This is a genomic window from Parashewanella spongiae (genome assembly GCF_004358345.1).
Lineage (GTDB): Bacteria > Pseudomonadota > Gammaproteobacteria > Enterobacterales > Shewanellaceae > Parashewanella > Parashewanella spongiae.
In genome coordinates, this window is record NZ_CP037952.1 from 4950102 (window position 1) to 4975985 (window position 25884).

A 25884-nucleotide genomic window follows, 5' to 3' on the forward strand; every position below is an offset into this window, starting at 1 on the left:
ATTATTTTTTCACCGTTAACGCAGCGCAAACGTTAGCTACTCGTATAGTCGAGTCTAATATTGCTACCTGCTTTGCTTTCTGTCCCATTTTAATTAATTCTTGTCTGTCATTTGCTAGCATATTTAACTTATTTACTAAGCTCTCAACATTAACAATGGGTTGAGGCAGTAAAAACGCTCCACCGGCTTCAACAAGCACTTTCGCGTTGAGTGTTTGATGATCATCCACGGCATGAGGATAGGGCACTAATATGCTGGCTTTTCCAATCGTTGCTAACTCAGACACGGTCAACGCACCAGCTCGACATAGTACAACGTCTGCCCAGCCGTAAGCGGCTTCCATATCGTCAATAAATTCAGCAACTTTAACTGTTTCTAACTGTCCATTGCTCTGGTAATCATTTTCGATTGATTCTTTATTATTGCGACCCACTTGATGCCAAACTGTAATGGGATGAAATTGCCCCAAGTTAGCCGTAACTTTAGGCATTAAATCATTAAATACCTTTGCTCCAAGGCTACCGCCAACCACTAAAATTTTCAGCGCATCATCGCGGCTTTCCACTTCTTGGTGTCTAAGAGCTACAAGTTCTTGTCTGATCGGATTTCCAACTACCTCAGCTTGAACTTTTCCTGTAAATGTATCTTTAAAAGCGCACAATACTCGGTTAGCAATATTTGACAACAATTTATTGGTCATGCCGGGTACAGCATTTTGCTCGTGCAGCACTAAAGGTATACTCGATAACTTAGCCGCCACGCCACCTGGGCCGCTTGCAAAACCTCCCATTCCAAGCACAACATCTGGTCGAAAGTGTTTAATTACCCTTCGAGCTTGTACGATTGAGCGAAGTACTTTAAAAGGGGCTGCTAACATTCTTAATAAACCATTCCCTCTTACCCCTTTAATATCGATAAACTCGATATTAAAGCCATGCTGTGGCACCACTTTCGCTTCCATCCGCTCAGCTGTACCTAACCAAAGAATTTCCCATCCTTGGTTTGCTAAATATTTTGCAACGGCTAATGCTGGAAATACATGCCCTCCAGTACCTCCAGCCATAATTAATATTCTTTTTTTCATTGAGCCGTTTTCACTCATGGTTTACCCCGTCGCTGTACTGCCTGAGTGAGATCTAATCGTCTTTCATGATCAATCCTGATCAACAACATAGCGGCCGCAGTCATAATCCATAAACTACTTCCGCCATAACTAATAAACGGGAGCGTTAATCCTTTCGTTGGTAGCATTCCAATACTTGCGCCGACATTTACTACGGTTTGAAAACAAATCCAGATACCTATGGCATAAGCCAAATAACCATCAAATGCTTTATCCTTTTGTAAGCAAAGGCTGCCTAATATTATCGCTCTGTATGCTAGCCAAAACAACACCGCTAATATGACTAGAATACCGATAAACCCTAACTCTTCTCCTATAACGGCGAAGATAAAGTCCGTATGCGCTTCAGGTAAATATTCCAATTTCTGAATACTATTGCCCAGTCCTTGGCCAGACCAGTCACCTCGACCGTAGGCCATCAACGACTGAGTTAATTGATAACCACTGCCGAAGGGATCATCCCAAGGATTCAAGAAAGAAGTGACCCGGCGCATTCGGTATTCTGCTGTTGCCACCAAAAAAACAAACAATACTGTGCCGAACAACATCATTAAGAAAAAATCGACCAGCCTTGCCCCGGCCAACCACAATAAGCCAACAGTAATAACAAATAGCACTACAACTGAACCTAAATCAGGTTGCATGAGCAGTAAGCCTGCAAAAATAATCAATACAATAATTGGCTTTAAGAAACCAAACATTCGTTCACGCACTTCTTGATGGCGACGAACAAGATAGCCTGCGAGATAAACACAGAAGGCAAATTTTGCAACTTCTGCAACTTGAATTCTAATTGGGCCAATATTCAGCCATCGGGTTGCCCCATTTACTGTGGTGCCTACTATCAATACTGCAATCAAACCAAATAGTACGGCAAGCAACATCACTGGACTGAACTTTTGCCACCAATGCAATTCAATTCTAAGCACAACGGCGGCTATCAATATGCAACCCACTAGATTTCTTAAGTGCCGCAGCACAAAATGAAACTGATTGCCCTTTAAACTCTCTCCTTCAGGCATCGAGGCAGACATTACCATCACGAAACCGAGAGATATTAATGAAATAATCGCCAACAATAACTTGCGATCATATAACTGACTGCCAGGGCGATCATAATCAATACTCCATTTTGGCCACGTCCATTTAAGCCCTGAGCCGAATAAATTAAGCTGCTTTTCTTCAGAAGCCATGTAGCGCCTCCACTTGCAGCTTAAAATCATCACCACGTTCGGCAAAACTTTTGTACATATCGAGACTGGCACATGCAGGCGATAGCAAGACAATGTCACCCGTTTCAGCTTCTTTAGCCGAAATTGTTACCGCTTGTGCCATATTTTCAACTCGAATCGTGTCATCTTTTAACTTAGCTAACTGCTGAGCATCTTTACCAAAAACAATCACCTTTTTGACAAACTCTAACCCAGCGATAAGGGGAGACAGATCAGCGCCTTTAGCATCACCACCTGCAATCAAAATAATCTCGCCTAACTGTTCTCTTAGTCCATTGATTGCTGCTAATGTAGCTCCGACATTAGTCGCTTTAGAATCATTGATATAAGTAATACCGTTCTTCTCAGCGACTTTTTCACACCGATGAGGAAGTCCCATGAACATTTTTACAACCTCATTCATCGCTTCAGTTTTAATGCCCGCAGCGTCTGCTAACGCCATGGCTGCCAGTATGTTAGCTTGGTTATGCAAGCCTACCGCCGCCGCTTCATTTACTGAAAGCAAAGTACTATTACCATGAACAAATGCACCGTTTCGTATGCCCCAATCGTCTGATTCAGGTACATTAAGCCCAAAGCTAATTTGATTTTTAGGTTGTAAAGGTTGGGTCAATTCATCTTCACGATTAATAACGACTAATTTACTTTGATCATACAAACGAAGTTTTGCCCGACGATAGGCTTGCAAGCTCTCGTATCTATCCATATGATCAGCTGTGACGTTCAAACACGTCGATGCAACACATTTTAAGCTAGCCGTAGTTTCAAGTTGAAAACTGCTGAGCTCTAACACGTATAAACCAACATCATTGTGCAGTAAGTCTAATACTGGTATACCAATATTACCGCCAACACTTACCTTCAACCCTGCTTGTTTCGCCATTTCACCGACCAGTGTTGTCACCGTCGATTTCCCATTAGAGCCTGTTATTCCAATAACTTTAGGCGGCTGATTAATTAGCTCTCTTGCAAATAATTCGACATCACCAATGATTTCAATGCCAATATCTGCTGCGGCTTTTACTTCTGCGGTATTTAATGCAATTCCAGGGCTGATAATAATTTGCTGAGCTTGCACCAAATATCGAACATCAAATGAACCACAAATGAGAGTAATATCAGGAAACTCTTCAGCCAACACATCAGCACCTGCGGGCTTAGGACGGCTGTCCATAACTAGCGGGCGAATACCTTGTCGACTAAAATAGCGCACAACAGAGAGCCCAGTGACTCCTAATCCTAAAACGATGTGCGTATAAGCTTCCTGCATACCTTACCTCAACTTTAAGGTCGCAAGACCTAACATGACAAGAAACAAAGAGATAATCCAAAAACGTACAATGACTCGTGGCTCAGGCCAGCCTTTCAATTCATAATGATGGTGAATAGGAGCCATTTTAAAAATACGTTGGCCACGTAATTTATAAGATCCAACCTGTAAGATGACAGACACGGTTTCCATTACAAAAACACCGCCCATGATCACTAATAGAATTTCTTGCCTGACTAAAACAGCAATAGCACCAAGGGCCGCACCCAATGATAAAGAGCCAACATCACCCATAAAGACTTGAGCAGGATAGGTATTGAACCACAAAAAACCCAACCCTGCGCCAACCATTGCGGTACAGACAATAACCAGTTCACTCGCACCGGGTAAATATGGAATATGCAAGTAATTGGCAAACTGGACATGACCAGATAAATATGAAATCAAGCCAAACGCGCCTGCAACCATCACGGTAGGCATTATCGCCAAGCCATCTAAACCATCCGTCAAATTCACTGCATTACTAGAACCAACAACAGTGAAATAAGCCAGCACAATAAAGAATCCGCCAAGTTGAGGCATAATATCTTTAAAGAAGGGCAAGACAAGTTGAGTTTCTCCGACATGGGTGGATGACCAATACAAATACACAGCAACAATCATTGCGGCAATGGATTGAAAGATATATTTCCATCTAGCAATCAGACCTTTTGGATCTTTTCTGACCACTTTACGATAGTCATCTAAGAAGCCTATTGCCCCGAAACTAAACAGAACAAACAACACTACCCAAACGTAACGGCTGCTTAAGTCACCCCATAATAATACACTGGCAAAAATCCCAAATAGGATCAATAATCCACCCATTGTTGGCGTGCCACGTTTACTAAAGTGAGATTCAGGACCATCATTGCGAACTACCTGTCCAATTTGCATCAACTGCAATCGCTCTATTAACTTAGGCCCAAGCCATAAGCTAAATAACAGTGCCGTCACGAGACCTAAAATCGCTCTAAAAGTGACGTAAGAAAATACGTTAAAACCCGAATAAAACTCGGTCAAATATTCCGCTAGGTAAACCAGCATTAACTCCACTCCTCACGCTCATAGGCGTTACTCAATGCTTGTACTACATGTTCCATTGCGGCACTACGCGAACCTTTAACCAGCATATTCACTGGTCCGTGATGCTGATTAATCTCATTAATTAACGCCAATACTAGAGCGTCTAAATTTTGAAAATGTGTACCACCAAAAGCCGAAGAGGTCAGTTGGCTAACCTGGCCTTTAGTGAAGACTTGCTGAACGTTATTATTTTTTGCATAGACACCCAAGGATTGATGCATTGCATGTCCTTCTGTGCCTAATTCAGCGAGATCTCCTAACACTAAGATATTGTTACCATGACGCCTTGAAAGCCAATCAATCGCAGCGTTCACTGATGAAGGGTTGGCATTATAACTGTCATCAATTAAGAGTACACGCCCAAGTTGTCTTGGCTCCATCCTTCCAGCAACGGGCTTAACCGATTGCAAACCAGAGGCTATGACGCCAATATCGATATCCAACGCAAGACAAATCGAAGCGGCTGCAAGTGCGTTGTACACTTGATGCAGTCCATTTAGTGATAACTTAATATCAGTGTGTTTATCTTGGTAACGCAGTTTAAATGAATATTGCCCAAGTTCATCTTCAGTAAGGTTTTGAGCGGTAACATCTGCTGTTAGCTGGATACCAAAACTTAGACAACTGTGTGGATAGCAGGCCCGTTTGAGCTGTTCTGCAAAGGCATCATCCGCATTATATACTCCTACACCTTTAGGCTGTAGGTGGCGATAAATTTCAGATTTTGCAGCAGCTACGCCTTCTAGACTTCCGAAGCCTTCAATGTGTGCCTGACCAATATTGTTTACTAGTGCTACTTGTGGTTGCACCAAGTTGGAGGTGTAATCGATCTCACCTTGATGATTGGCACCAAGTTCGAACACACCAAAATCATGTTGAGTCTCTAGTCTTAATAAAGTTAATGGTAACCCAATGTCGTTATTGAAATTTCCTGCTGTAGAAAGCACTTGATGCTGTTGCGATAAAATAGCGGAAACCATTTCTTTTACGCTGGTTTTTCCATTCGAACCCGTGATCGCTATCGATATTGGAGTTACACGCTTTCGGACTAATTCTCCTAATGAACCTAATGCGACACGCGTATCCGAAACTAACAATTGCGGCACCGATATGTCCTGCTTCTTTGATGTGATTACTGCCGCTACACCATTTTCAATTGCTGTTGGTACAAAATCGTGTGCATCATATCTCTCTCCGATTAACGCAATAAACAGCCCTTTGCGACCAATGTTGCGACTATCAGTACTGACGCTTTCAATAGAAGCATTCGCACCAATCAACTCCGCATTAAGATGCTTCGCAATGTCGGATAATAACAAGCTAATCATGGCTGAGCCCTCACGAGTTCAGTAACCAAAGCACGCTCATCATAGTGATGCTTAACGCCATTAATTTCTTGGTAGGTTTCATGACCTTTTCCAGCAAGTAATAACACATCACCAGCCTGAATTTGTGCGAAAGACTGTTTAATCGCCGTCACTCGGTCAGCTTCTACAGAAACAGTATTTAGACGGTTAATGCCAGTAAGGATATCGGCGATAATTTGTTGCGGTGATTCAGTTCTTGGATTATCACTGGTTATGACAACATTGTCCGACTTTTGCTCTGCAGTTTTTGCCATTAGGGCGCGTTTTCCTTTATCTCTATCACCACCACAGCCAAATAGACACCATAATTGGTTGTCACAGTGCAATCTAATGGCATCTAATGCTTTGGCAAGTGCGTCAGGAGTATGAGCATAATCTACGACAACAGAGGCTCTGTTTTTAGTGTGGTAACACTCCATCCTCCCTGGTACAGCTTCAAGCTTTGGCACATTTTCCAGCAACTGATGGACATCAAAGCCTTCCAATGCCATAACCGTAATGGCCGCCACTAAATTGGATAAATTAAAATGCCCAAGTAAAGATGATTCTATTTTTCCATGACCATCTGGCCATGAAAAATCGGCTGTCATACCTTGAGGGTGAAACTGCTCATTCCTAGTTGCAAATGTAGCCCCATTTTGTTGCTCAACGCTAAAACCAACCCCAATGTCTGAGCTCATCTCAACAAACCATTGCTGAGCCGTATCATCATCTAAATTGAATACTTGATGCGATAAAGATGGAAACTGAAACAGTTGCTTTTTTGCGGCCGCATAAGATGCCATGTCGCCATGATAGTCCAAATGATCACGGCTCAAATTTGTCATAATTGCACTTGAAAAAGAAATAGCCGCTACACGATGTTGGATCAATGCATGACTTGACACTTCCATCACACACAACCGCACCCCTTGTTGCTGTAATTCATGCAACTGCTTTGCGACTGTAATCGCGTCTGCTGTGGTATTTCCAGTATCTTGTAACTGCCCCCAAAGGCCGTTTCCTAAGGTTCCCATCACAGCAGAGTTTATGCCTGTTAGCCGCGCTAGTTGCGCGATGAGCTGTGATACCGTCGTTTTTCCATTAGTACCTGTCACAGCAATTATCTTCAAAGCGTTATTATCTACTGGATAACGATGACAAGCGATCGTCGACAGCTGCTCTGCAAGCTGGTAGAAATAAAGTATTTTACTTTTTTCCGCCTGCTCTATTAGGCCGTGTTGTTTCATTTCATTGGTGTGCGCTAAACAAAGCACAGCGCCACGCTCAATAGCTTGGTTAATGAATCTTCGGCCATCAACTTGATGTCCTGGAATCGCCACAAAGATATCTTCTTGTTGTACTTTTCGGCTATCTAATACCAAGTGTTCGAAATGCGTTTTACAGAGCTCATTATCTGATAAATCGTCAAACCACGGAGCGAGAAAATCGGCAATTTTCATTATTTCACTCCTCTTGAGTAGGCGGCTAAACGCGATTGCTCGGTTGAACTGATTGGCTCAACATTCAACATTTGCAGCGCGCCAGACATAACTTTTGCAAATACAGGTCCTGCGGCATCACCACCGTAATAACTGTCAGTTTTGGGATCGTTTATTACGACTGAAATAGCCAGTCTTGGATTGTTTACTGGCGCGATGCCAGCAAAAAGTGCAACGTAATCGTCACCATATCCACCAGCAACAGCAATCCGGCTAGTTCCAGTCTTACCAGCCACTGGGTATCCATCAATATGCGCTTTCTTGGCTGTTCCGCCCTTCTCTGTTACTCCAACCAGCATTTTCATCACATTATCGGCCACTTGTGGATCGAGCACTTGTTCGCCTTTAGGTTGCTGTTTCAATTTCAATACCGATACCGGATACAATACGCCACCGCTGCCTAGAGTAGCGTACATACGTGCAAGCTGAAGAGGGGTAGCCGTCAGTCCGTAGCCAAAGGACAGTGTTGCACGTTCAAAATCAGACCAGCGGTGACGATCATGGATTAACCCTGCACTCTCGCCGATAAGGTTAATACCTGAATAATTCCCCAATCCCATCGACTGATAGGTGCCAAGTAACTGCTGTACAGGCATTCTTAATGACAACTTACTGACACCCATATTGCTCGACTTAACCAAAATTTTAGCTAATGACATATCGCCATAATTAATGGGATCTCGAACTTGTCGACCACCAATACGCATCCAGCCCGGTGACGTTGGCACGATTTCATCTATTTTCACAACCCCAGCTTCTAAAGCCGCTGCGACTACAAAGGGTTTTATGGTAGAGCCAGGTTCATAAGTATCGGTCAAGGCCCGATTACGCATTCGATGACTTTGCATCCCTTCTCTGGAATTAGGGTTATAAGATGGTGTATTTACCATAGCGAGTACTTCGCCCGTGTGAACGTCAAGTACAACAACCGAACCTGAAGTCGCTTGATTATACTCAGTGGCAAGCTTCAACTCTCGATAAGCCAGTGCTTGAATTCGTTGATCAATGCTCAATACGAGATCATTCGGGCTTTCACCTTCTTGCACTACTCCTAATCGTTCTACAACATGTCCATCTCGTGATTTTCGAACTTTTTGTTTAGATGGTGTACCAGTTAGCCATTCATCATAACCCCGTTCAATTCCTTCAATACCAACGTCATCAATATTGGTAATGCCTATCAATTGAGCATTAGTTTCCCCTGCGGGGTAATATCGACGAGACTCAGCTTTTAAATAAATACCCGGTAATTTTAACTGCTTGATATAGTCAGCCACCGCGGGAGCGACCTGCCGTTTAATGTAAGTAAAACGCTTTGTTGGCTTATCTTTAATACGTTTTAATAATGTATCAATGGGCATTTGCAAAACATCAGCTAAAGCTTGCCAGCGACGCTGATCTTTAAAACCGTTTCTATCGTGAACGATTTTAGGATCCGCCCACACTGCACGCACAGGAACACTTACCGCAAGCATTTCACCATTACGATCACTGATTAAGCCTCGGTGTACATCATGACTAGTAGTACGTAACGTCCTCATGTCGCTTTCGTGTCGCAGCTTTTCAGGTTCAATAATTTGGATATAAGCTGCACGGCCAATCAAGCTAACAAACATCAAAAACACAAACCCTAACAGCGTGTATACACGCCATTGAAATGATTGTGGTTTATGTTTCTGCTTCGCTTGTTTCGTCATGGTATTTTCACCACCTTTTCCTCGTTCGGTAACGGCCTTTTCATATCCAACTCTTTTGTCGCAATGCGAATAATTCGACTGTGCTCAGTTTGCGCTTGTTCTTCTAACAACAAATTTCGCCACTCAATATCTAATCGATCTCTTTGTTGCAGTAGTTGATCCCATTCACTGGTTAACTTACGGCTTGCATGGCTGGTATACACGACAACCACAGCGTTCAAAACCACAATTACAGCCATTACTATCAACCACTTATGATTCCATAAATCTTGAATAATAATGCTTGGTAAGCTCAACTGTCCTTTTGTCACCTACAACTCCCTAATAACTCAGCCGTTGCGCGACTCGTAGTACCGAGCTGCGAGCTCTAGGGTTGTGTTCGACTTCGATGTCTGACGGTTTTTGTGCTTTGCCAACCGCTTTTAACTTTCGGTTTTTATTTAATTCGGCTTCCGTAACTGGCAAACCAAATGGCGCTTCGGCGGCTTGACTGTGACGCCTGATGAAACGCTTTACGATACGATCTTCTAATGAATGGAAACTGATCACTGATAGTCGTCCTTCAGGCGCTAACACATTCATCGCACCTTGAAGTGCTTGTTCAATTTGCTCTAACTCACTATTTATATATATTCTAATGGCCTGAAACACCCGAGTGGCTGGATGTTTATGCTTCTCTTTTTTCTTTGTGATCCGAAAAATCAAATCTGCTAGGTCTTTCGTACGTAAAAACGGAGTCTTTTCTCGATCCGCCGCGATACATCGTGCAATGTGACGTGAATTTTTTTCTTCACCATAGGTTTTAAATACCCATGCCATATCTTCAATTTCGGCTCGCGCTATCCACTCTGCCGCTGTTTGGCCTTGGCTATTATCCATCCGCATATCAAGTGGACCATCACGCAAAAAACTAAAGCCCCGTTCTGCATCATCCAACTGGGGTGAAGAAACACCAAGATCTAACAAAACACCATCTATTTTACCGACTAGATTTAATTCATGAACATACTGTTCCAATTGACCAAATCCACCATGAACAATGCAAAACTTTGCATCATCTGAAAATTGCTTTGCTGCTTCAATAGCTTGAGGATCACGATCAATAGCAATTAAACGACCATGAGAACCCAATTGAGAAAGCACGATCCGTGAATGCCCTCCACGTCCAAACGTGCCATCAATATAGATGCCGTCAGGTTTAATATTTAATCCGCCTACGGTTTCATTCAGTAGGACGGACAAATGGGCATAATTTTCACTCATACAGCTCTTCTTTTAGTTGCTATCACCTACAGCGAAAAGTTAGCCAATCTTTCATTATTGGCTAAGGCTTCACTTGATATGGCTTGTTTGCTTTCTTCTATGAGACGTTGCCACTCGTCAGCATCCCACAATTCAAATTTATTTAATTGACCCACTAGCATGGTATGCTTTTCGAGCCCAGCATATTTTCTCAGGCTTAATGGCAGCAGTAAACGACCATTATTGTCTAACTCACATTCGTGAGCATAACCAAGTAATAATCGTTTTAATGCGCGCTCTGTCGGCTGAGTATCAGACAGTGATAGCAACTTAGTTTCAATGTGTTGCCATTCATGAATGGGATATATCAATAAGCAGGAAGATTGTATATCAACGGTAATGACTAATTTTCCAGAAGATTCAACGCGCAGTAACTCTCGGTATCGCGTTGGCATCGCGATCCGACCTTTACTGTCTAAGTTAATCCCACTGGCGCCTGAAAACACTGTTTACCATCCTTGTCAGCAAATGTTCCACAATTACCCACATTTTCCCACATTAGCTAAGTTTAGGGACAGTTGACAATAAATGTCAAGCAATGTTCACTTTTAAGAATCCCGCCACAAAGCGGGTTATAGACCAATGGCACTAACTTAAGAATTACTTCTGATATACCTTAAGCCTACGTGCTTGCTTTCTTGAATGTTGTAACCTTGGTGTCGGTTTCGGTCGCCTTTTCTTTGCTCTCGGTTCTTTTCTCCCTGGGCGATTGCCAACGATATGCTCGCCGATAATATCTGCTATCACATCCAATAAAGTGTCAATGATCCCTTCGGTGGCTTGCAAAAGTAATATCTGAAAATCTTGTAATGCGTCATGTGCGGCTTTAAAACTTGCCTCTCTAGGCGATATTCCTTTTTTTCTGCCGCTCGGCACATAAGTGCCCTTATCATGTTGTAAACTAACAAATGAACATCAATTTCCTTACGCACCATATCTGGACTACCACACCTTAAAATATCCATTTTCATCATGGTCTTGATTGACCTAAAATCCAACTCGATATGCCATCGTGAAACGTATAAATCAATAATATCTTGCTTCGGATAGACTTCTTTATCCGTGAGCGTGGTAACAATGATACGTTTCTTTGTTCCTACCATTCTGACGATAAGCTCTTCTGGCACTTGAGCGTAATCCTCTGGGGTCATCCATTCTGGACAGGATGGACGAATTAGCTTAAATAAACCATCTCGCTTACCCAGCTTTTCTTCACAGGTTCTGAAATCGACATTTCTGGCTCCGTTTTTTTCGAAAACAGCATCAACGCCTAACCCCATTAGTCCTACAAGAACAAAGTAGTTTTCGAAATTAGCATCTCCCAGCACAATGTCACCTTGTTTCAAGTCTGACTGCATACTTCTTAATAGTGCCTGCTCGCCAGTACCTTTCCCTTTACAAGGTGAAACAGCCGAGTCAATGACTGCACCGCTACCCAAAGAAATTAACACTAAAATCCGCAGCTGAGGAAAGCCCAGCCCTTCTTTTTGTGATTTAGGTTGAGGGAATTGGGCTTGGTTCTCGTGCGTATCAGGCATAGATAGTGTTGAGCCGTCAGTTAATAGCACTCTACGGCCATGCCATAAGTATTTCCCTTGAATCGCTTCATCTAAGTTTTTTCCTGATTTCTTCAATAGCGATTTAATTGACTCTGGAGATAACCGTTTTCTTGCTTTGCAGTAGGGACCTGTAATTATGCTGTTTTTCTCTCGACCTATAGCAATTTGATCTCTAGCGTCACTGATTAGTGTGCAACGACAAGACTTGTTTTCACTGGCAACTTGCTTCATGAAAAGCGAAAGTGTGTGGCAGGCGGGATACTTGCGTACTCTTTGAGTATTATCTTTTTGAAAATCTTCTAAATCTTGCAGAGTGAGAATTGAAGAAAGTTCATCTTCTTCCGTTTGAGCAAAGCGACGTAACAATTCTGGGGCATCATTGAAGAATTGGCGAGTTGTAGTATTCATGGCGTGACACTAGAAAAACCTTAATCTGTATGATTTACTCTCTATTGTTCAATTAGTAAACCTTCAGCTAAATCTTAAGTTAGTGCCATTGGGTTATAGACTATTTACTGGGGGTTAGAGCTTATATTTAAGGCTGTTAACAGATTAAGATTAATGTATTTATTTCATAGACAATAAGATTCAAATTTGTTTAATTTAATCTATTGATCACCTTTTGCTGATCTAAATCAGAGCATTTCGATATAAGTTAAATACCCTATATCGAATTGAGAGTTAGGTTTTATTTGTATTGAGCATCATATTTTATGTGGAAGAATACTCGACGTTGGCACTGGTGGTTATCTATTTTAATTGGAGCTCAAGTGCTGATTTGGAGCTTATCTGGTGCTTATATGGTACTCACAGACATCCATTTTATTCGCGGGCAACATTTAACTAAACCTCTGTCGCCTATCGAACTAACACCGAAACATATTGGTTATGGTTTTCAACAGGTTTTTACTGATTATCCTGAAGCTACAGATGTACAATTAAACTTAACCACCCAACCGCCACAGATTCAGTTTAACACTGGCCAACAAATCATTAACGTAAGTATTATTGACGGTAAAGTGTTACCGAGGTTAACAGCAGAAGATATTTCAGCCCTAGCTCATGCCCACTATGCGGAAAAAGCATCAATTAAAAACATCCAATTACTTGAGCAAGCTCCTTCCGAAATAAGTGCCCGTCACGCACCCATTTGGCAAGTTACTTTTAATGACACAGCAAATACTACCTTTTACTTCAATGAGGAAACCCATCAATTAGTAATTAAACGTCATGATTTTTGGCGCGTTTTTGATTTTTTATGGCGACTACACATTATGGATTATTGGCAAGGTGAAAATATTCACACACCTTGGCTTACCGCAACCAGCATCTTTACATTGTTCATGTCACTATTAGGGTTGTTGTTAATTTATCCATGGCTAAGACATTCGTTTTTTAGTCTCAAAACAATCAAGAGGAAATGACAATGTGGCGTAAACTCCATCGCTATTTAACGCTTATTGTCGGTCTGCCTTTTTTATCTTGGCTATTGAGTGGACTAGCTTTTAATTTATTCAGCGACAATGCATTAAGTGGAAGAACACATTTTCAAATCACCCCTATAGTCGAAACCAAGCTACCCTGTAATTTCAACCTTCAGCAGACATTGAGCCAATTGAACGTAAAACGTCCCCAACACTCAATATCTAAGATAAGGCTTTCACAATCATTGGGACGTTCTATTCTGATCATCAAATCTAAAAAAATATCACTTACTGACACTCAATATTTATGGGCTGATACCTTGTTACCCATTGAATTGACTCAACAACAACTATTAGAGTTAGCAAAGGCTTCTTACCGATATAAAGAAAATGATGACAACAATAGTAATAAAGTCACTTTTTCTACCCCAGAATTATTGCCAGAGCATTTTAGTCGATTTAGAAATGAAGGTTCAACGCACCATAATCATTATCTGGTTCAGGTTAACGATAGACTAAAAACTCGTATTTATCTTAATGGAAACACGGCAAAAGTACTTGCCCATTTAAATCAGCAATCGGATGTAAAAGATATTTTATTTGCATTTCATTTTTTCGATTTTGATCACGATAATGGCTTGGCCTTCAACCATTGGTTTATTCGGGTGGTTGCAGTGTTAACACTTTTATTGGCGATTTCCGGTACGGTCATCTTGTATCGCAAGTTGAAGCTAAAATTTCAACGAGTTTGTTAGGGTCTGTTGATCTTTCGTGATTGTTTTTGCAGCGATAAATTGGTTATTTCATGCAAGGCAGAGTTTGTGAGGTTTGGTTATTATCGACATACAAAACTGTCGTTACTTCGTTTCCAAATAAGAAAACGATAATGCAGCACCTTTTATTTAGAAAGAGCGACCAATTTACGCTATCTTCGATGCTTTTGAGCATTCACTGTTCTGTGTTGTGATCAGCTCACTTAGATGGCTAAGCATCACTGCTCACGCCTTGAACCTAAAGACATCAGTTGAACGCTGAGTATACGAGTAACTGTTTGAGCAATACGATGATTTTATCATCATGGCTTTCACCCAATGAGTGAAGTGCTCTACGCTCACAAGCTTGCTAAAATGACTGCTATCTGCGTTGTAACTTTTGCAAGTAGAATAACTACTTGCTGCAAGCTACGCCTTACTATCAGCCATTTTTTCTACGCTTAAGAACGCAGTCAACTGATGTTTCTAGGTTGAACAGATAAATGCTCAAATAGCACAAAATTTAATCCTGGAAGATCAACAGACCCTAGTACGTTAAATGTCACTGTTCACATCTTGAACCTAGATAAATCGGTTGAACGCACAATTTAACTTTAATCTATTGAAGTTAAATATAAAATTAAACAACCCGAAGTCACCCATCAGGTGAGTGCTGAACAGATAAGCACAAATATCCAGTCTTAAGGGACGTGGCGGAAGAATGTATACCAATTTTATCGTCACTCCTGCGAACGCAGGAGTCCAGAGTCTTTGGTTAATTTGGGCACAAGTCGCTGGATACCTGCGTTCGCAGGTATGACAAATTAAGCGTTGAAATTTAAATTGGTATTATTTGAACTGCGACATCCCTAAATAAGAAGCAACTCTTAATTGGTACGAGTTCTAGATACGGCCTGTTGCCAACCTTGGCCAAGCGATTGTCGTTCATTATCATTCATATCTGGAATAAAATGCTTTTCAGCTTGGGTTTTATGTTTTAACTCTTCAATCGAAGACCAAAAGCCTACGGTTAAACCTGCAAGAAATGCGGCACCCAATGCCGTTGTTTCTTCAACACAACTTCTGATCACCTTGATATTAGCGATATCAGCTTGAAACTGCATGAGAAAGTCATTAATTACCGCACCTCCATCAACATTTAATTCAGACAGTTCAACACCACTGTCTTTTTCCATGGCATCAAGTAAATCTTTGGTTTGATAAGCGATGGATTCTAACGCAGCTCGAATAATGTGGTTACGATTTACCCCTCGTGTTAATCCAACAATTGCACCTCGAGCATCAGCATCCCAATATGGAGCACCTAATCCAACAAACGCTGGTATTAAATAAACATTGTTAGTATTTTCAACTTGTGTCGCAAAATATTCGGTATCTTTGGCATGACGAATAAGACCCAGCTCATCGCGCAGCCACTGTATGGTTGCTCCTCCCATGAAAACAGAACCTTCTAGTGCATAAGTCACCTCCCCTTCACCGCCAATGGCAATGGTCGTCAACAGCCCATGACTTGATGTAACGATGTTGTCTCCAGTGTTAAGCAATAAGAAACAACCTGTTCCATAAGTATTTTTTGCTTGGCCTGGCTTTACACATAACTGTCCGAATAAAGCCGATTGTTGATCGCCTGCGACTCCAGCGATAGGCACATTGGCGCCTTCCCCGATAATTCGGCTATAACCAAAGATTGAACTTGAACCTTTGACTTCTGGCAGCATGTTAATGGGGATATTAAATAACGTCAGTAATTCGGTATCCCAAGCTAACGTATGAATGTTATAGAGCATGGTACGAGCGGCATTGGTTGGATCGGTACAATGCACATTTTCTTCGGTTAGTTTCCAGATTAACCATGAATCAACGCTGCCAAACAGTAACTCCCCTCGTTCGGCTCTTTGTTGTCCATCATCGATATGATCTAAGATCCAACGAATTTTCGAGGCTGAAAAATAGGGATCTAACACCAACCCGGTCTTTCGAGTGATTTCTGTTTCGTGTCCTTGTTGTTTTAAGGCCTCGCAAATATTGTTACTGCGCCTACACTGCCACACAATCGCATTGTATACGGGTTCACCTGTTAGTTTATCCCATACAATAGTCGTTTCTCGTTGATTGGTGATCCCTATAGCCGCGACTTGATCTTTGGGAATATTTGCTCGTGCAATCACCTCAGCTAACGCCGAACTTTGCGATGACCATATTTCCATCGGATCATGTTCAACCCACCCAGCTTTAGGGTATATTTGTTTAAACTCGCGTTGAGACTGAGCAACCATTTTAGCGTTATGATCAAACACTATGGCTCTTGAACTTGTAGTGCCTTGATCTAGAGCTACGACATATTTCTTCGTCACCAAGTCATCCATTTTTTATGATCATGAATAAGTTAAAACTATCAGAAAATCAGCGATATCCCAAAAGATAGTCAACTCAAGTAGTAAAAAGCCCAGCATTAGCGAGGCTTTTTTAAAGAAATATGATATTAAAACCTGTAACTGATTTGGGAACCCACTAGCCAAACATCACCTTGTGCTTCACCTTCAAAATCAATTTCGGCTATATTTTCAAATGGCAATCCTGGTGGCGCTTTAATCGCTTGCTTTTCAATAATCGGAGCTTCACCACGAGATTTGATATAAGTGATGCCAAAATCAACATTCAAGTTTTTACTGACTTGATAACCTGCACCGACTGAAAACCATAAACGATCGGAATCAGGAATGGTCGTGGTTCGATATTCATCACTGACAGCGGTTTGATCGAGTGCCATACCCGCTCTCATTGCCAACGATGGGTTTACTTGGTATGTTGCACCGATGGCATATCGCCAGTTATCTTCGAAATTTTCAACTTTCAACACTTGATTGGCTATCGGCAAGTCAGTTGATGGATCAATAGGCTTCTCGATTCCAGGAAATTGCGCTCGTAATTCTTTAAATTCACTCCATTGTGTCCAATTGATACTGGTATGGATTGCAAAATTATTGCTCAATTGATGATGGGTTGAAAATTCAGCAAAAGCAGGAAGTTCAAGAGGTAACTGACCATCAAACTTTATATTTTTACCCTGCGCGTTTCGATACAATGCACCAGAGGCTGTACCTTTCAGTTCTAGCTCGACACCCGAGTGATAAGCAAGACCGAAACGATGGTTTGCAGACAACTTATAATTTGCTCCTAATTGCCAGCCAAAAGCAACATCATCACCTTCAAGTGATTTTAAACTTGTGCCTGCTGCTGGTAATCTTTGTGCAATTGATTCAGGAATATTAGGATTGGCCTTTAATCCTTCAATCCACCCCGGCATCGAGGCATTGAGCTCACCATCACCATACACAACACGAACACCCGCGCCTAAAGACAGTTTATCGTCAACCTTAAATGCAATATTCGGGTTAAACTCAACCGTCTTCACTGAGGTATGTTGACCAAATAATGCTGCGGCATGAGTCGCATCCACCTCTGTAGCTAAACCATAATTAGAGTTGACTGCCATGCCCCAAGTCCAATGCTCATTTAATTGGTTTGAATAGTAGAAGTTTGGTACAACCGCATTATCTGCCACATCAGTGGCACTAGCAGGCATCATGAGTGGTGCAGAGCCTAGCAGAGGCGATAAAATAGAGACATCTCCTGGCACATCAACATTTGGCATGACATAAATTGCGCCAGCAGACACTTGGCGGCCTTTAAGTTCGATAAGTAATGCAGGGTTCTTTGCTTGAGCACTCGCATTATCAGCAATGGTTGCTTCACCAGCAAAAGCACGGCCTAAACCAGTTGATGAGTACTCTGCTAATTGAAAGCCAGCAGCGTGAACTTGAGTTGTTGAAGTGAATAATGCAGTCATTATTGCTGCATTTAATATACGTAGTTTCATTATGTTATTTCTCTGATTTGTTACTGCGCGCTGTTGATAAACAGCCACAATTAGAGCAAACACTCGACTGAGTAGACGGGAAGTGTACTGTGCAGATAAATCTTTGCAACTTTTTCCATTAATTATGGTCTCAGGCTATGCATCACATCTAGCTAATATGAAATAGAACAACATTCTGTTTTGCAGATATTATTCTTATCTCCGTTGCTATTCACTAATCATTACCGGATTGTTACAATCAATTCATTATTGAGAAAAATAAAAAGAAAAGTTCGTCATTTTGGGAGTTTTTAAATGGATTTTCGTTACTTAGTACTGGGACTACTTTTGTGGTTGCCCAATGTACATTCCTCTCCAATGAAACAAATGGATGAATTGGTTCCTTTAATTAGTCAATCTCCTTCAAAAGCTTACGAAAAGATAAATTATTTACAGTCTAAACAATCTGATACTCTCTCACCAAGAGAATCTCTTCGATTAAATGTTTTAAAGTGTTTTACTTTAATCACATTAGGCGAAAGTAAAGCTGCAATTAATCTCGCTTTACTCGGTGCAGCAAAAGCAAAAAGCTCAAATATTAGTGAAGCTCAACCTTACTTTCTTACATGCATGTCAGAAGCTAATATTGATCTTGGAAATTTTAAAGAAGGTCTCCCTCTACTTGACACATCAATTGCACTCTCTAAAGAATATCAACAACCGCAAGCATTATCCTACGCATTAAGAATGCGGGCTCAGCATGGTACCAACTCAGAAGATTATGGTTCCGTAATTGAAGATTTACGTCTCATGTTAGATGTTTATAGAGATATTTTTACCCAAAAAAATAACTGGTTTTGGTCATCTGAAGCTTATATATACTTAACTGCAGCAAATTTTTGGTATTCCTCTGGAGATCTAGAAAATGGCCTTAAATACCTTAGCTTATCCTTGAATGCTAAAGATTCTATTGGTGCTATTCATCACAGAATATTATTAACGGCCTCTAAAATTAATTTTCATACTAACAACTTTGAAATAAGTAAAGCGCAATTAACAGAAGCGAAAGCTTCCATTTCTAGTCTCGACTCGTCCTTAGAAATGGCATACAGCTACGCTATAATTGCATCAATTCATGTTGATTTTGGTCAATTCAATCAAGCTGAAAGTTTTGTTTTATTGGCACTAACGAAAATGAAAAGCCGTTTTAAATTCATCGACGTTATGAGAGTAAACCGTTTACTTGCTCAAATAAAGTTTTCACAAGGAAAGCCCGAAGAAGCTTTGAAATTGATGAAAACCATTGTTGCTCAAGCAAATAGACTTAAACAATATGGTGATCTTAAAGAGTTTTACCACATCCTAAAAGATTATTATTTATCGCAAAACGATTATCCAAAAGCTTACGAGTATTTAAACAAAGCATTAGAAGCCACCAACGAAGCCAACAAAACGCTCAACAGTGCCCGTTTTATACAATACAAAGCAAGGTTAGATAGACAAGCCGCATTAAACAACAAGGATAAATTTTCTGAGTTTAAATCCAAACCGACTCGCAATTTACTTTACGATCAGTGGATGATAGTGGCAGCGACATTCGTTACTTTGATAATCATCGCTTTGTTTGTTTTGGGGAATCACCGCAAAAAACTGGCCACTAAACGTAAAGCCAAAGCCAATGAAAAAAGAACAATCTTCACTCAACTTGATGAAATATTGAATCAAGCAAAGTTTAACGAGTACCCACTATCTTTACTGCTTGTCGATATTTCAAAACTCACAGATAATCAATATGAAAAATTAGAGCAAGGCGGTAACGATGTACTCAGAGAGCAAGATTTCATGGTTCGTTACTCTGATACTGAATGGCTCATTTTACTCCCTCACACTACTAACGCTGGTTGCCATAGAATCATTCGTCAGTTTCAAATTAACCTGAAACAATATACCAATGACGAACACATTTTTGGTATGAGTTCACTGCAACAGTTTGATAGTTTGGACAGTTTGATCAAGCGAGCCAATTTAGACCGATTAACTCAGTTTAAAAACCGTCAAATCCGCGTTAACTCGTTTGAGTCGCAAGCGTCCTAATATATATTGATGATGACCGAAATTCAGAGTTTTAGTCATCTAATACCAATTACAGTAATTAAATGCTCAACTCAGAGCTATGTATGCGCACAAAGTACAAACGAACTTGGTGAAAACATAGTTATTACTGACATACAAAACTATCGTTATTACATTGCTACGTTGAGATAATTTTGTGAAGTATTCTTTATAAACCACAGAGTGCGCATACAAGCTCCCGAAGGGAAAGGTTAAAGGTTTCCATTACTGCGTTGCACGTTCTTGAATTATCCCGACAAAAGCATGAAGTACGTTGAACGCCAGCTTTGTATGGCGCCCGTTAGGGTATATAGTACTTCGAACATGCGCCTTGTACTGAAAACCTTTATCTCTTGCTGAGTGAGAGATTACTGTAATTGGTATAATTTTGGCTATTTTTGATATCACTATGCATTAGGGTCTGTTGATCTTTCAGGATTAAATTTTGTGCTATTTGAGCATTTATCTGTTCAAGGCGTGAGCAGTGATGCTTAGCCACCTAAGTGAGCTGGTCACAACACAGAACAATGAATGCTCAAAAGCATCGAAAAAAGAGAGAGCGTAAATTGGTCGCTCTTTCAAAATAAAAGGTGCTGCGTTATCGTTTTCTTATTTGGAAACGAAGTAACGACAGTTTTGTATGTCGATAATAACCAAACCTCACAAACTCTGCCTTGCATAAAATTAACCAATTTATCGTTGCAAAAACAATCACGAAAGATCAACAGACCCTAGCCAAATATTCGTTAATTTCAGCTAAAAAATCAGCGCCAAAACGCTCCAACTTGCGTTCACCGACACCATTAACAGCCAGTAGCTGTTGATTATTGGTCGGCATATTGGCAGACATCTCCGCCAATGTTGCATCGTTAAACACTAAATACGGAGGAATATCTAGCTCATCCGCTAAACTGCGTCGTAATGCTTTCAGCTTGGCAAACAATTGTCGATCATAATGCTGCGGTGCTCGGCTGTTTGACTTCGATTTTCGAGTAGCGACTGTGAACTGCATTCTCGGTTCGGCTAACATCAACATTTGCTCTCCTTTCAACACACTTCTTGCGGTCGGGTTGAGCTTAACCGATGAGCCTCGAGTTATATCCTGACTCGCTAAACCTAAATGGATTAATTGACGACAAATACTCAGCCAATGTTCATGGCTTTTGTTCTTGCCGACACCCCAAGTTGATAAAGTATTATGCCCTCGCTCAACAATCAAGCTGGCTTGTGATCCTCGTAGAACGTCAATCAGGTAATTGATACCATATTTTTGCTGAAGACGATAAATACACGACAACACTTTTTGAGCATCTTCAGTGCCATCATATTGAGTGGGGGGATCTAAACATACGTCGCAGTTGCCACATGACTCTAATGAGGGCTCATCAAAATAATGCAATAACACCTGTCGTCGGCAAGTTTGGGCTTCAGCAAATGCTGCCATCGCATTCAATTTGTGGCTTTCGACCAATTGCTGCGGCCCCGGCTCAGACTGCTCAATTAAATGACGTACCCGGCCAATATCACCAGGATCAAATAACAATAAGGCTTCTGCATCTAAACCATCACGCCCTGCTCGTCCTGTCTCTTGATAATAAGCTTCAATACTTTTTGGGATATCGTAATGCACGACAAATCTTACATTTGATTTATTAATTCCCATTCCAAAAGCGACCGTTGCGACCACAACATCAATATGATCTTTTAAAAATTCGTCTTGAATGTTAGCGCGCTCATTAATATCCATGCCCGCATGGTAAGCCTGAGCTTTCACACCTTGTAACTTTAAGCGTTCGGCAACTTCATCAACACGGCGACGACTTGTGCAATATACAATACCATTCTGACCTTGCTGCAATTTAATAAACTGACTGAGTTGTTGAGCAGCATTGAGTTTTTCAACCACTGTATATCTAATATTGGGCCTGTCAAAGCTCGATAACCACTTAAAAGGGTTAATCTCTAAGCGCTGACAAATGCTTTCACGTGTAGCTTGATCGGCCGTTGCAGTGAGCGCCATAACTGGTATGTAAGGAAATACTTGTTTCAAACGACCTAACGCCGCATATTCAGGCCTAAAGTCATGCCCCCATTGGCTAATACAATGTGCTTCATCAATAGCAAATAAGCTAACATTTACTTCAGCTAACCTTTCAAGAAATCCACCATTAAGCAAACGCTCTGGAGAAACATATAACAGTTTTAACTCTCCAAAATTCAATTGGCGCAGTACAGCGCTGCTTTGCTCTCTCGGTTGAGACGAGTTTAAATAAGCGGCCGCAACACCAGATTGAATTAAGCTATCAACTTGATCCTTCATTAATGATATCAGTGGTGAAACAACGATAGTCACACCAGGTAACAACATAGCGGGGATCTGGTAACAAATACTCTTACCACCGCCAGTCGGCATAATCGCCAGCGTATCTTCACCCTCTAAACAATGTTCAATAATTTCTCGTTGCCCATTTCTAAAATCTCGGTAACCGAAAACTTGCGCAAGGCAATCAGATAGGGGATCAGCAGCATTATGAACAACAGTGTCGGGCATCAGGTAGCTTATTCAGAAATCAGTAATGGTCGTTATTCTAATCGACACAACCTGTTATGTCTCGAATCACAGAAATAAAAAATGCTTCATTTAAGGCCAATGCCTTGAATAACGCTATACTCACTCATACAATTCACATCTCTACCTCTTTGAATTTATACAATTATGCCCGACACTGAACACCGCAAAGGCGTTGCACTTGCCCTTTGTGCTTATTTCCTTTGGGGAATTGCTCCATTGTATTTCAAACTAATTGATACAGTTGCCGCGACGGAAATTTTATTGCATCGCGTCATTTGGTCATTTTTATTCATGCTTATATTGATGTATTTTATAGGCGGCTTTAGCAATTTTAAGCGCCTATTTAACCATCCTAAACAGCTTGCAGTGCTATGTGTCACTTCAGTATTAATCGCCGGCAATTGGTTATTGTTTATTTGGGCTGTGAATAATGATCATATGCTTGACGCAAGCTTGGGTTATTTTATCAATCCACTGCTGAATGTGCTAATCGGGTTAATTGTTTGGGGAGAGCGACTGCAACGTCTTCAATGGATTGCTGTGGGTCTTGCTTTGACAGGCGTATTGGTGCAATTGATATCGTTTGGTTCAATCCCACTCGTATCTCTCGCCTTAGCGGGCTCTTTCAGCATTTACGGTTTATTGAGAAAGAAAGTCAATGTGGATGCTAAAACCGGGTTACTTGTTGAGACGGCAATACTGCTACCGATTGCGCTCATTTATATTGGTTATCAGTTACTATATGGTGATATGGCTTTCTTTAGTCACCCTTTGACGCTGAATATGCAGTTGATGCTTGCAGGAGTCGTAACATCCATTCCCTTATTGTGTTTTGCTGGTGCCGCAATTCGGATCCCGTTTTCAGTATTAGGTTTTTTTCAATATATTGGACCAAGCTTGATGTTTATTATCGGTACTATGATTTATCAAGAACCGTTTAATTTAGAAAAAGGCATTACTTTTGGTTTCATTTGGGCAGCATTGCTTGCATTTACAAGTAACATGTATTTGAACTACCGTAAAACCTCAAAACGGCGAAAAACCGTTTAATTGTTCGACCACGTCTTCAGGATTATCGACACTGAAAATCAACAATAGATTTTCAGTTGTCGGCACTACAATTACTTTACTCGGTTCAGTCACTGAAACTAGCGCCATTGAAATCTCATGATAAGGCCTCTGAAGACGGTAATACCCTAACTGATAACCTGGTAAGCCGATGCCATTTTGACGATAGTCCAGCTTAATGGCCTTAGAAGTTGATAAATCGATGGTTGAAATTTTAGAAAATTGGACATCGGTTAGCGGGAGGGTTTTATGATAAAAAGGCACATTAAACACGAGATCATCAGCAATAATGTTAACTGTTGAATGCCAACTTTTAATGAACACATAAGTTAACATTCCTAAAATACCAACAATAATAATAACCCAAAGGTATTTAAAGCCACTTACTGCCGTTCTCGCTCTTAAAAAAGCAATAAGCAATATCGCTATTAATCCAACAAATGACCACAATCCAATTGTGCTCAATGTTGTCATCGGTATCGTTAAACTTTCCATGTCATCCTTTCCATGTAAGTACTTATTTATTCATGATTACACAGATGACAATATCAATTCAAATCTAGCCATTTGCAGGCATAAAAAAAGCCCCTTAACGGAGCTTTTTATGGCTTACAAAGTAAAAAATTATTTAATTTTTGATTCTTTGTACATAACGTGCTGACGGATTACAGGATCAAACTTTTTGATCTCCATCTTTTCAGGCATATTACGTTTGTTCTTTTCAGTAGTGTAGAAGTGACCAGTTTTAGCACTTGAAACTAATTTGATCTTCTCGCGATTACCTTTAGTTTTAGCCATTTTCTATTATACCTTCTCGCCACGGGCACGAAGTTCAGCAACAACAACTTCAATACCTTTCTTATCAATAATACGCATACCTTTAGTAGATATACGCAACTTAACAAAACGCTTTTCAGTTTCTAACCAAAAACGGTGGTTCTGTAGGTTAGGCAAAAAGCGACGACGAGTCGCGTTCTTTGCGTGTGAACGGTTGTTACCAACCATTGGACGCTTGCCAGTTACTTGGCATACTCTTGACATGTCAATCTCCAAAACAATTTTTTAACGCTCGAGCATTTTTAGTGTGCCTCGTATGGCCGTCGCCCGAGACACAAAGAGGGCGCATTTTATACACGATTCATAGGGTAAGATCAAGAGAATTTTCAATTAATCCATCCGCGCTCTGCAAAAGATACAATATCTTGATCACCAATAACTAAGTGATCAAGCAAAGCCACCTCTATGGTTACCAAGGCATTTTTAATGCGCTCAGTAATGTGTTTATCCGCCAGACTTGGTTCAGCAACCCCTGACGGATGGTTATGACACACGATCACTGCTGCGGCGTTTTTTTCTAACACCAGTTCAACCAATTCTCGTGGGTAAACTGATGCGGCGTTAATGGTGCCGCGAAATAACTCAACAAATTGAATTACCCTATGCTGACTGTCCAGCATTAAAACGGCAAACACTTCATAATTCCGATCCGCTAATTGTCGAATTAAATAATCACGAGTGATATCAGGATTACTCAACACCGGACCACGATGCAAGCGCTCTTGCGCCAAACGCTTTGAAAGTTCAGCTACAGCTTGCAACTGCGCGCATTTTACAGGTCCTACTCCCGGAAGTCGACACATCTGTTTCGTTGTTGCCGACAACAACGCCCTTAATCCGCCAAAAGTAGTGACTAACTCTCGGCTCAGTTCCACAGCATTCAGTTTTTTACTGCCATTGCCAATGATCACCGCCAGCAGTTCAGCGTCTGACAAATAACTGCTGCCCCGCGTTAATAATTTATCCCTCGGCCCTTCTCCTTCTGGCCAGTGTTTGATTGCCATAATCATCCTTGATTAGTCACTATATTAATCACAGTATGCCAAGTTTTTCACGTAAGACAATAACTCAAACTATTAGCTT

General features: G+C 41.0%; 23 protein-coding genes. 4 read left to right on the forward strand and 19 right to left on the reverse strand.

Going from position 1 to position 25884, the window contains the following annotated elements:
- Position 1: 1 nt before the first annotated feature.
- The 12 genes from murG to E2I05_RS19630 all read right to left on the reverse strand — a co-directional run bounded on the left by murG (position 2) and on the right by E2I05_RS19630 (position 12564).
- The gene (gene murG, locus E2I05_RS19575) at positions 2 to 1102 is read right to left on the reverse strand and encodes an undecaprenyldiphospho-muramoylpentapeptide beta-N-acetylglucosaminyltransferase (protein ID WP_121854103.1); all 1101 of its coding nucleotides are present in this window, start codon (positions 1100 to 1102) and stop codon (positions 2 to 4) included.
- Positions 1099 to 2316 carry a cell division protein FtsW gene (gene ftsW, locus E2I05_RS19580; protein WP_121854102.1) on the reverse strand — a complete coding sequence of 406 codons (1218 nt, stop codon included), beginning with the start codon at positions 2314 to 2316 and terminating at the stop codon, positions 1099 to 1101. Before ftsW ends, murG begins: the two co-directional genes overlap by 4 nt.
- On the reverse strand, positions 2306 to 3625 hold the full coding sequence (gene murD, locus E2I05_RS19585) for a UDP-N-acetylmuramoyl-L-alanine--D-glutamate ligase (protein ID WP_121854101.1): 1320 nt from the start codon (positions 3623 to 3625) through the stop codon (positions 2306 to 2308). The genes ftsW and murD overlap by 11 nt, the downstream gene beginning before the upstream one ends.
- A gap of 3 nt (positions 3626 to 3628) precedes the next feature.
- Positions 3629 to 4711 carry a phospho-N-acetylmuramoyl-pentapeptide-transferase gene (mraY, locus tag E2I05_RS19590; protein ID WP_121854100.1) on the reverse strand — a complete coding sequence of 361 codons (1083 nt, stop codon included), beginning with the start codon at positions 4709 to 4711 and terminating at the stop codon, positions 3629 to 3631.
- A complete protein-coding gene (locus E2I05_RS19595; RefSeq protein ID WP_121854099.1) occupies positions 4711 to 6078 on the reverse strand; it encodes a UDP-N-acetylmuramoyl-tripeptide--D-alanyl-D-alanine ligase in 1368 nt (455 codons plus the stop codon). Before E2I05_RS19595 ends, mraY begins: the two co-directional genes overlap by 1 nt.
- Positions 6075 to 7562, reverse strand: a complete 1488-nt coding sequence (gene murE, locus E2I05_RS19600) for a UDP-N-acetylmuramoyl-L-alanyl-D-glutamate--2,6-diaminopimelate ligase (protein WP_376707903.1) — start codon at positions 7560 to 7562, stop codon at positions 6075 to 6077. The genes E2I05_RS19595 and murE overlap by 4 nt, the downstream gene beginning before the upstream one ends.
- Entirely contained in the window at positions 7559 to 9295 is a 1737-nt protein-coding gene (locus E2I05_RS19605; RefSeq protein ID WP_121854097.1) for a penicillin-binding transpeptidase domain-containing protein, read from the reverse strand. The genes murE and E2I05_RS19605 overlap by 4 nt, the downstream gene beginning before the upstream one ends.
- Positions 9292 to 9606, reverse strand: a complete 315-nt coding sequence (gene ftsL, locus E2I05_RS19610) for a cell division protein FtsL (protein ID WP_121854096.1) — start codon at positions 9604 to 9606, stop codon at positions 9292 to 9294. The genes E2I05_RS19605 and ftsL overlap by 4 nt, the downstream gene beginning before the upstream one ends.
- A 10-nt stretch (positions 9607 to 9616) precedes the next feature.
- The gene (gene rsmH, locus E2I05_RS19615; RefSeq protein ID WP_121854095.1) at positions 9617 to 10558 is read right to left on the reverse strand and encodes a 16S rRNA (cytosine(1402)-N(4))-methyltransferase RsmH; all 942 of its coding nucleotides are present in this window, start codon (positions 10556 to 10558) and stop codon (positions 9617 to 9619) included.
- 26 nt (positions 10559 to 10584) lie between these two features.
- The gene (gene mraZ / locus E2I05_RS19620) at positions 10585 to 11043 is read right to left on the reverse strand and encodes a division/cell wall cluster transcriptional repressor MraZ (RefSeq protein ID WP_121854094.1); all 459 of its coding nucleotides are present in this window, start codon (positions 11041 to 11043) and stop codon (positions 10585 to 10587) included.
- Between the two features lie 154 nt (positions 11044 to 11197).
- Positions 11198 to 11383 (reverse strand): hypothetical protein, encoded by a 186-nt coding sequence (locus tag E2I05_RS19625; RefSeq protein ID WP_133309406.1) that lies wholly within the window; start codon positions 11381 to 11383, stop codon positions 11198 to 11200.
- A complete protein-coding gene (locus E2I05_RS19630; RefSeq protein WP_133309819.1) occupies positions 11341 to 12564 on the reverse strand; it encodes an IS4 family transposase in 1224 nt (407 codons plus the stop codon). The genes E2I05_RS19625 and E2I05_RS19630 overlap by 43 nt, the downstream gene beginning before the upstream one ends.
- Positions 12565 to 12869: 305 nt before the next feature.
- Here E2I05_RS19630 and E2I05_RS19635 point away from each other — a divergent pair, with 305 nt between their 5' ends.
- Entirely contained in the window at positions 12870 to 13580 is a 711-nt protein-coding gene (locus E2I05_RS19635; RefSeq protein ID WP_121855272.1) for a PepSY domain-containing protein, read from the forward strand.
- Between the two features lie 2 nt (positions 13581 to 13582).
- Entirely contained in the window at positions 13583 to 14335 is a 753-nt protein-coding gene (locus tag E2I05_RS19640) for a PepSY domain-containing protein (RefSeq protein WP_165905596.1), read from the forward strand.
- Between the two features lie 884 nt (positions 14336 to 15219).
- On the opposite strand, the gene glpK is transcribed toward E2I05_RS19640, so the two are convergent.
- Together glpK and E2I05_RS19650 are read right to left on the reverse strand one after the other, a co-directional pair.
- Complete coding sequence (gene glpK, locus E2I05_RS19645; RefSeq protein ID WP_121852370.1) at positions 15220 to 16707, reverse strand: glycerol kinase GlpK; 1488 nt, start codon at positions 16705 to 16707, stop codon at positions 15220 to 15222.
- A 128-nt stretch (positions 16708 to 16835) separates the two neighbouring features.
- Positions 16836 to 18233, reverse strand: a complete 1398-nt coding sequence (locus tag E2I05_RS19650; protein WP_121852369.1) for an outer membrane protein transport protein — start codon at positions 18231 to 18233, stop codon at positions 16836 to 16838.
- A 294-nt stretch (positions 18234 to 18527) separates the two neighbouring features.
- On the opposite strand from E2I05_RS19650, the gene E2I05_RS19655 reads away from it, so the two are divergent.
- Positions 18528 to 20306: a tetratricopeptide repeat protein gene (locus tag E2I05_RS19655; protein ID WP_121852368.1), complete on the forward strand. Its 1779-nt coding sequence runs from the start codon at positions 18528 to 18530 to the stop codon at positions 20304 to 20306.
- Between the two features lie 739 nt (positions 20307 to 21045).
- On the opposite strand, the gene recQ is transcribed toward E2I05_RS19655, so the two are convergent.
- Positions 21046 to 22875 carry a DNA helicase RecQ gene (gene recQ, locus E2I05_RS19660; protein ID WP_121852367.1) on the reverse strand — a complete coding sequence of 610 codons (1830 nt, stop codon included), beginning with the start codon at positions 22873 to 22875 and terminating at the stop codon, positions 21046 to 21048.
- A 165-nt stretch (positions 22876 to 23040) separates the two neighbouring features.
- On the opposite strand from recQ, the gene rarD reads away from it, so the two are divergent.
- A complete protein-coding gene (gene rarD / locus E2I05_RS19665; RefSeq protein WP_121852366.1) occupies positions 23041 to 23946 on the forward strand; it encodes an EamA family transporter RarD in 906 nt (301 codons plus the stop codon).
- Here the strand turns inward: rarD and E2I05_RS19670 are convergent.
- The 4 genes from E2I05_RS19670 to radC form a co-directional block, all read right to left on the reverse strand.
- Positions 23923 to 24459: a hypothetical protein gene (locus tag E2I05_RS19670; protein ID WP_121852365.1), complete on the reverse strand. Its 537-nt coding sequence runs from the start codon at positions 24457 to 24459 to the stop codon at positions 23923 to 23925. The two genes, rarD and E2I05_RS19670, sit on opposite strands and share 24 nt — an antisense overlap.
- 129 nt (positions 24460 to 24588) lie before the next feature.
- Positions 24589 to 24762 carry a 50S ribosomal protein L33 gene (gene rpmG / locus E2I05_RS19675; protein WP_121852364.1) on the reverse strand — a complete coding sequence of 58 codons (174 nt, stop codon included), beginning with the start codon at positions 24760 to 24762 and terminating at the stop codon, positions 24589 to 24591.
- Between the two features lie 6 nt (positions 24763 to 24768).
- Positions 24769 to 25005, reverse strand: coding sequence for a 50S ribosomal protein L28 (rpmB, locus tag E2I05_RS19680; protein WP_121852363.1), 237 nt, complete (start codon positions 25003 to 25005; stop codon positions 24769 to 24771).
- A 122-nt stretch (positions 25006 to 25127) separates the two neighbouring features.
- Positions 25128 to 25805: a RadC family protein gene (radC, locus tag E2I05_RS19685; RefSeq protein WP_121852362.1), complete on the reverse strand. Its 678-nt coding sequence runs from the start codon at positions 25803 to 25805 to the stop codon at positions 25128 to 25130.
- Positions 25806 to 25884: the final 79 nt, after the last annotated feature.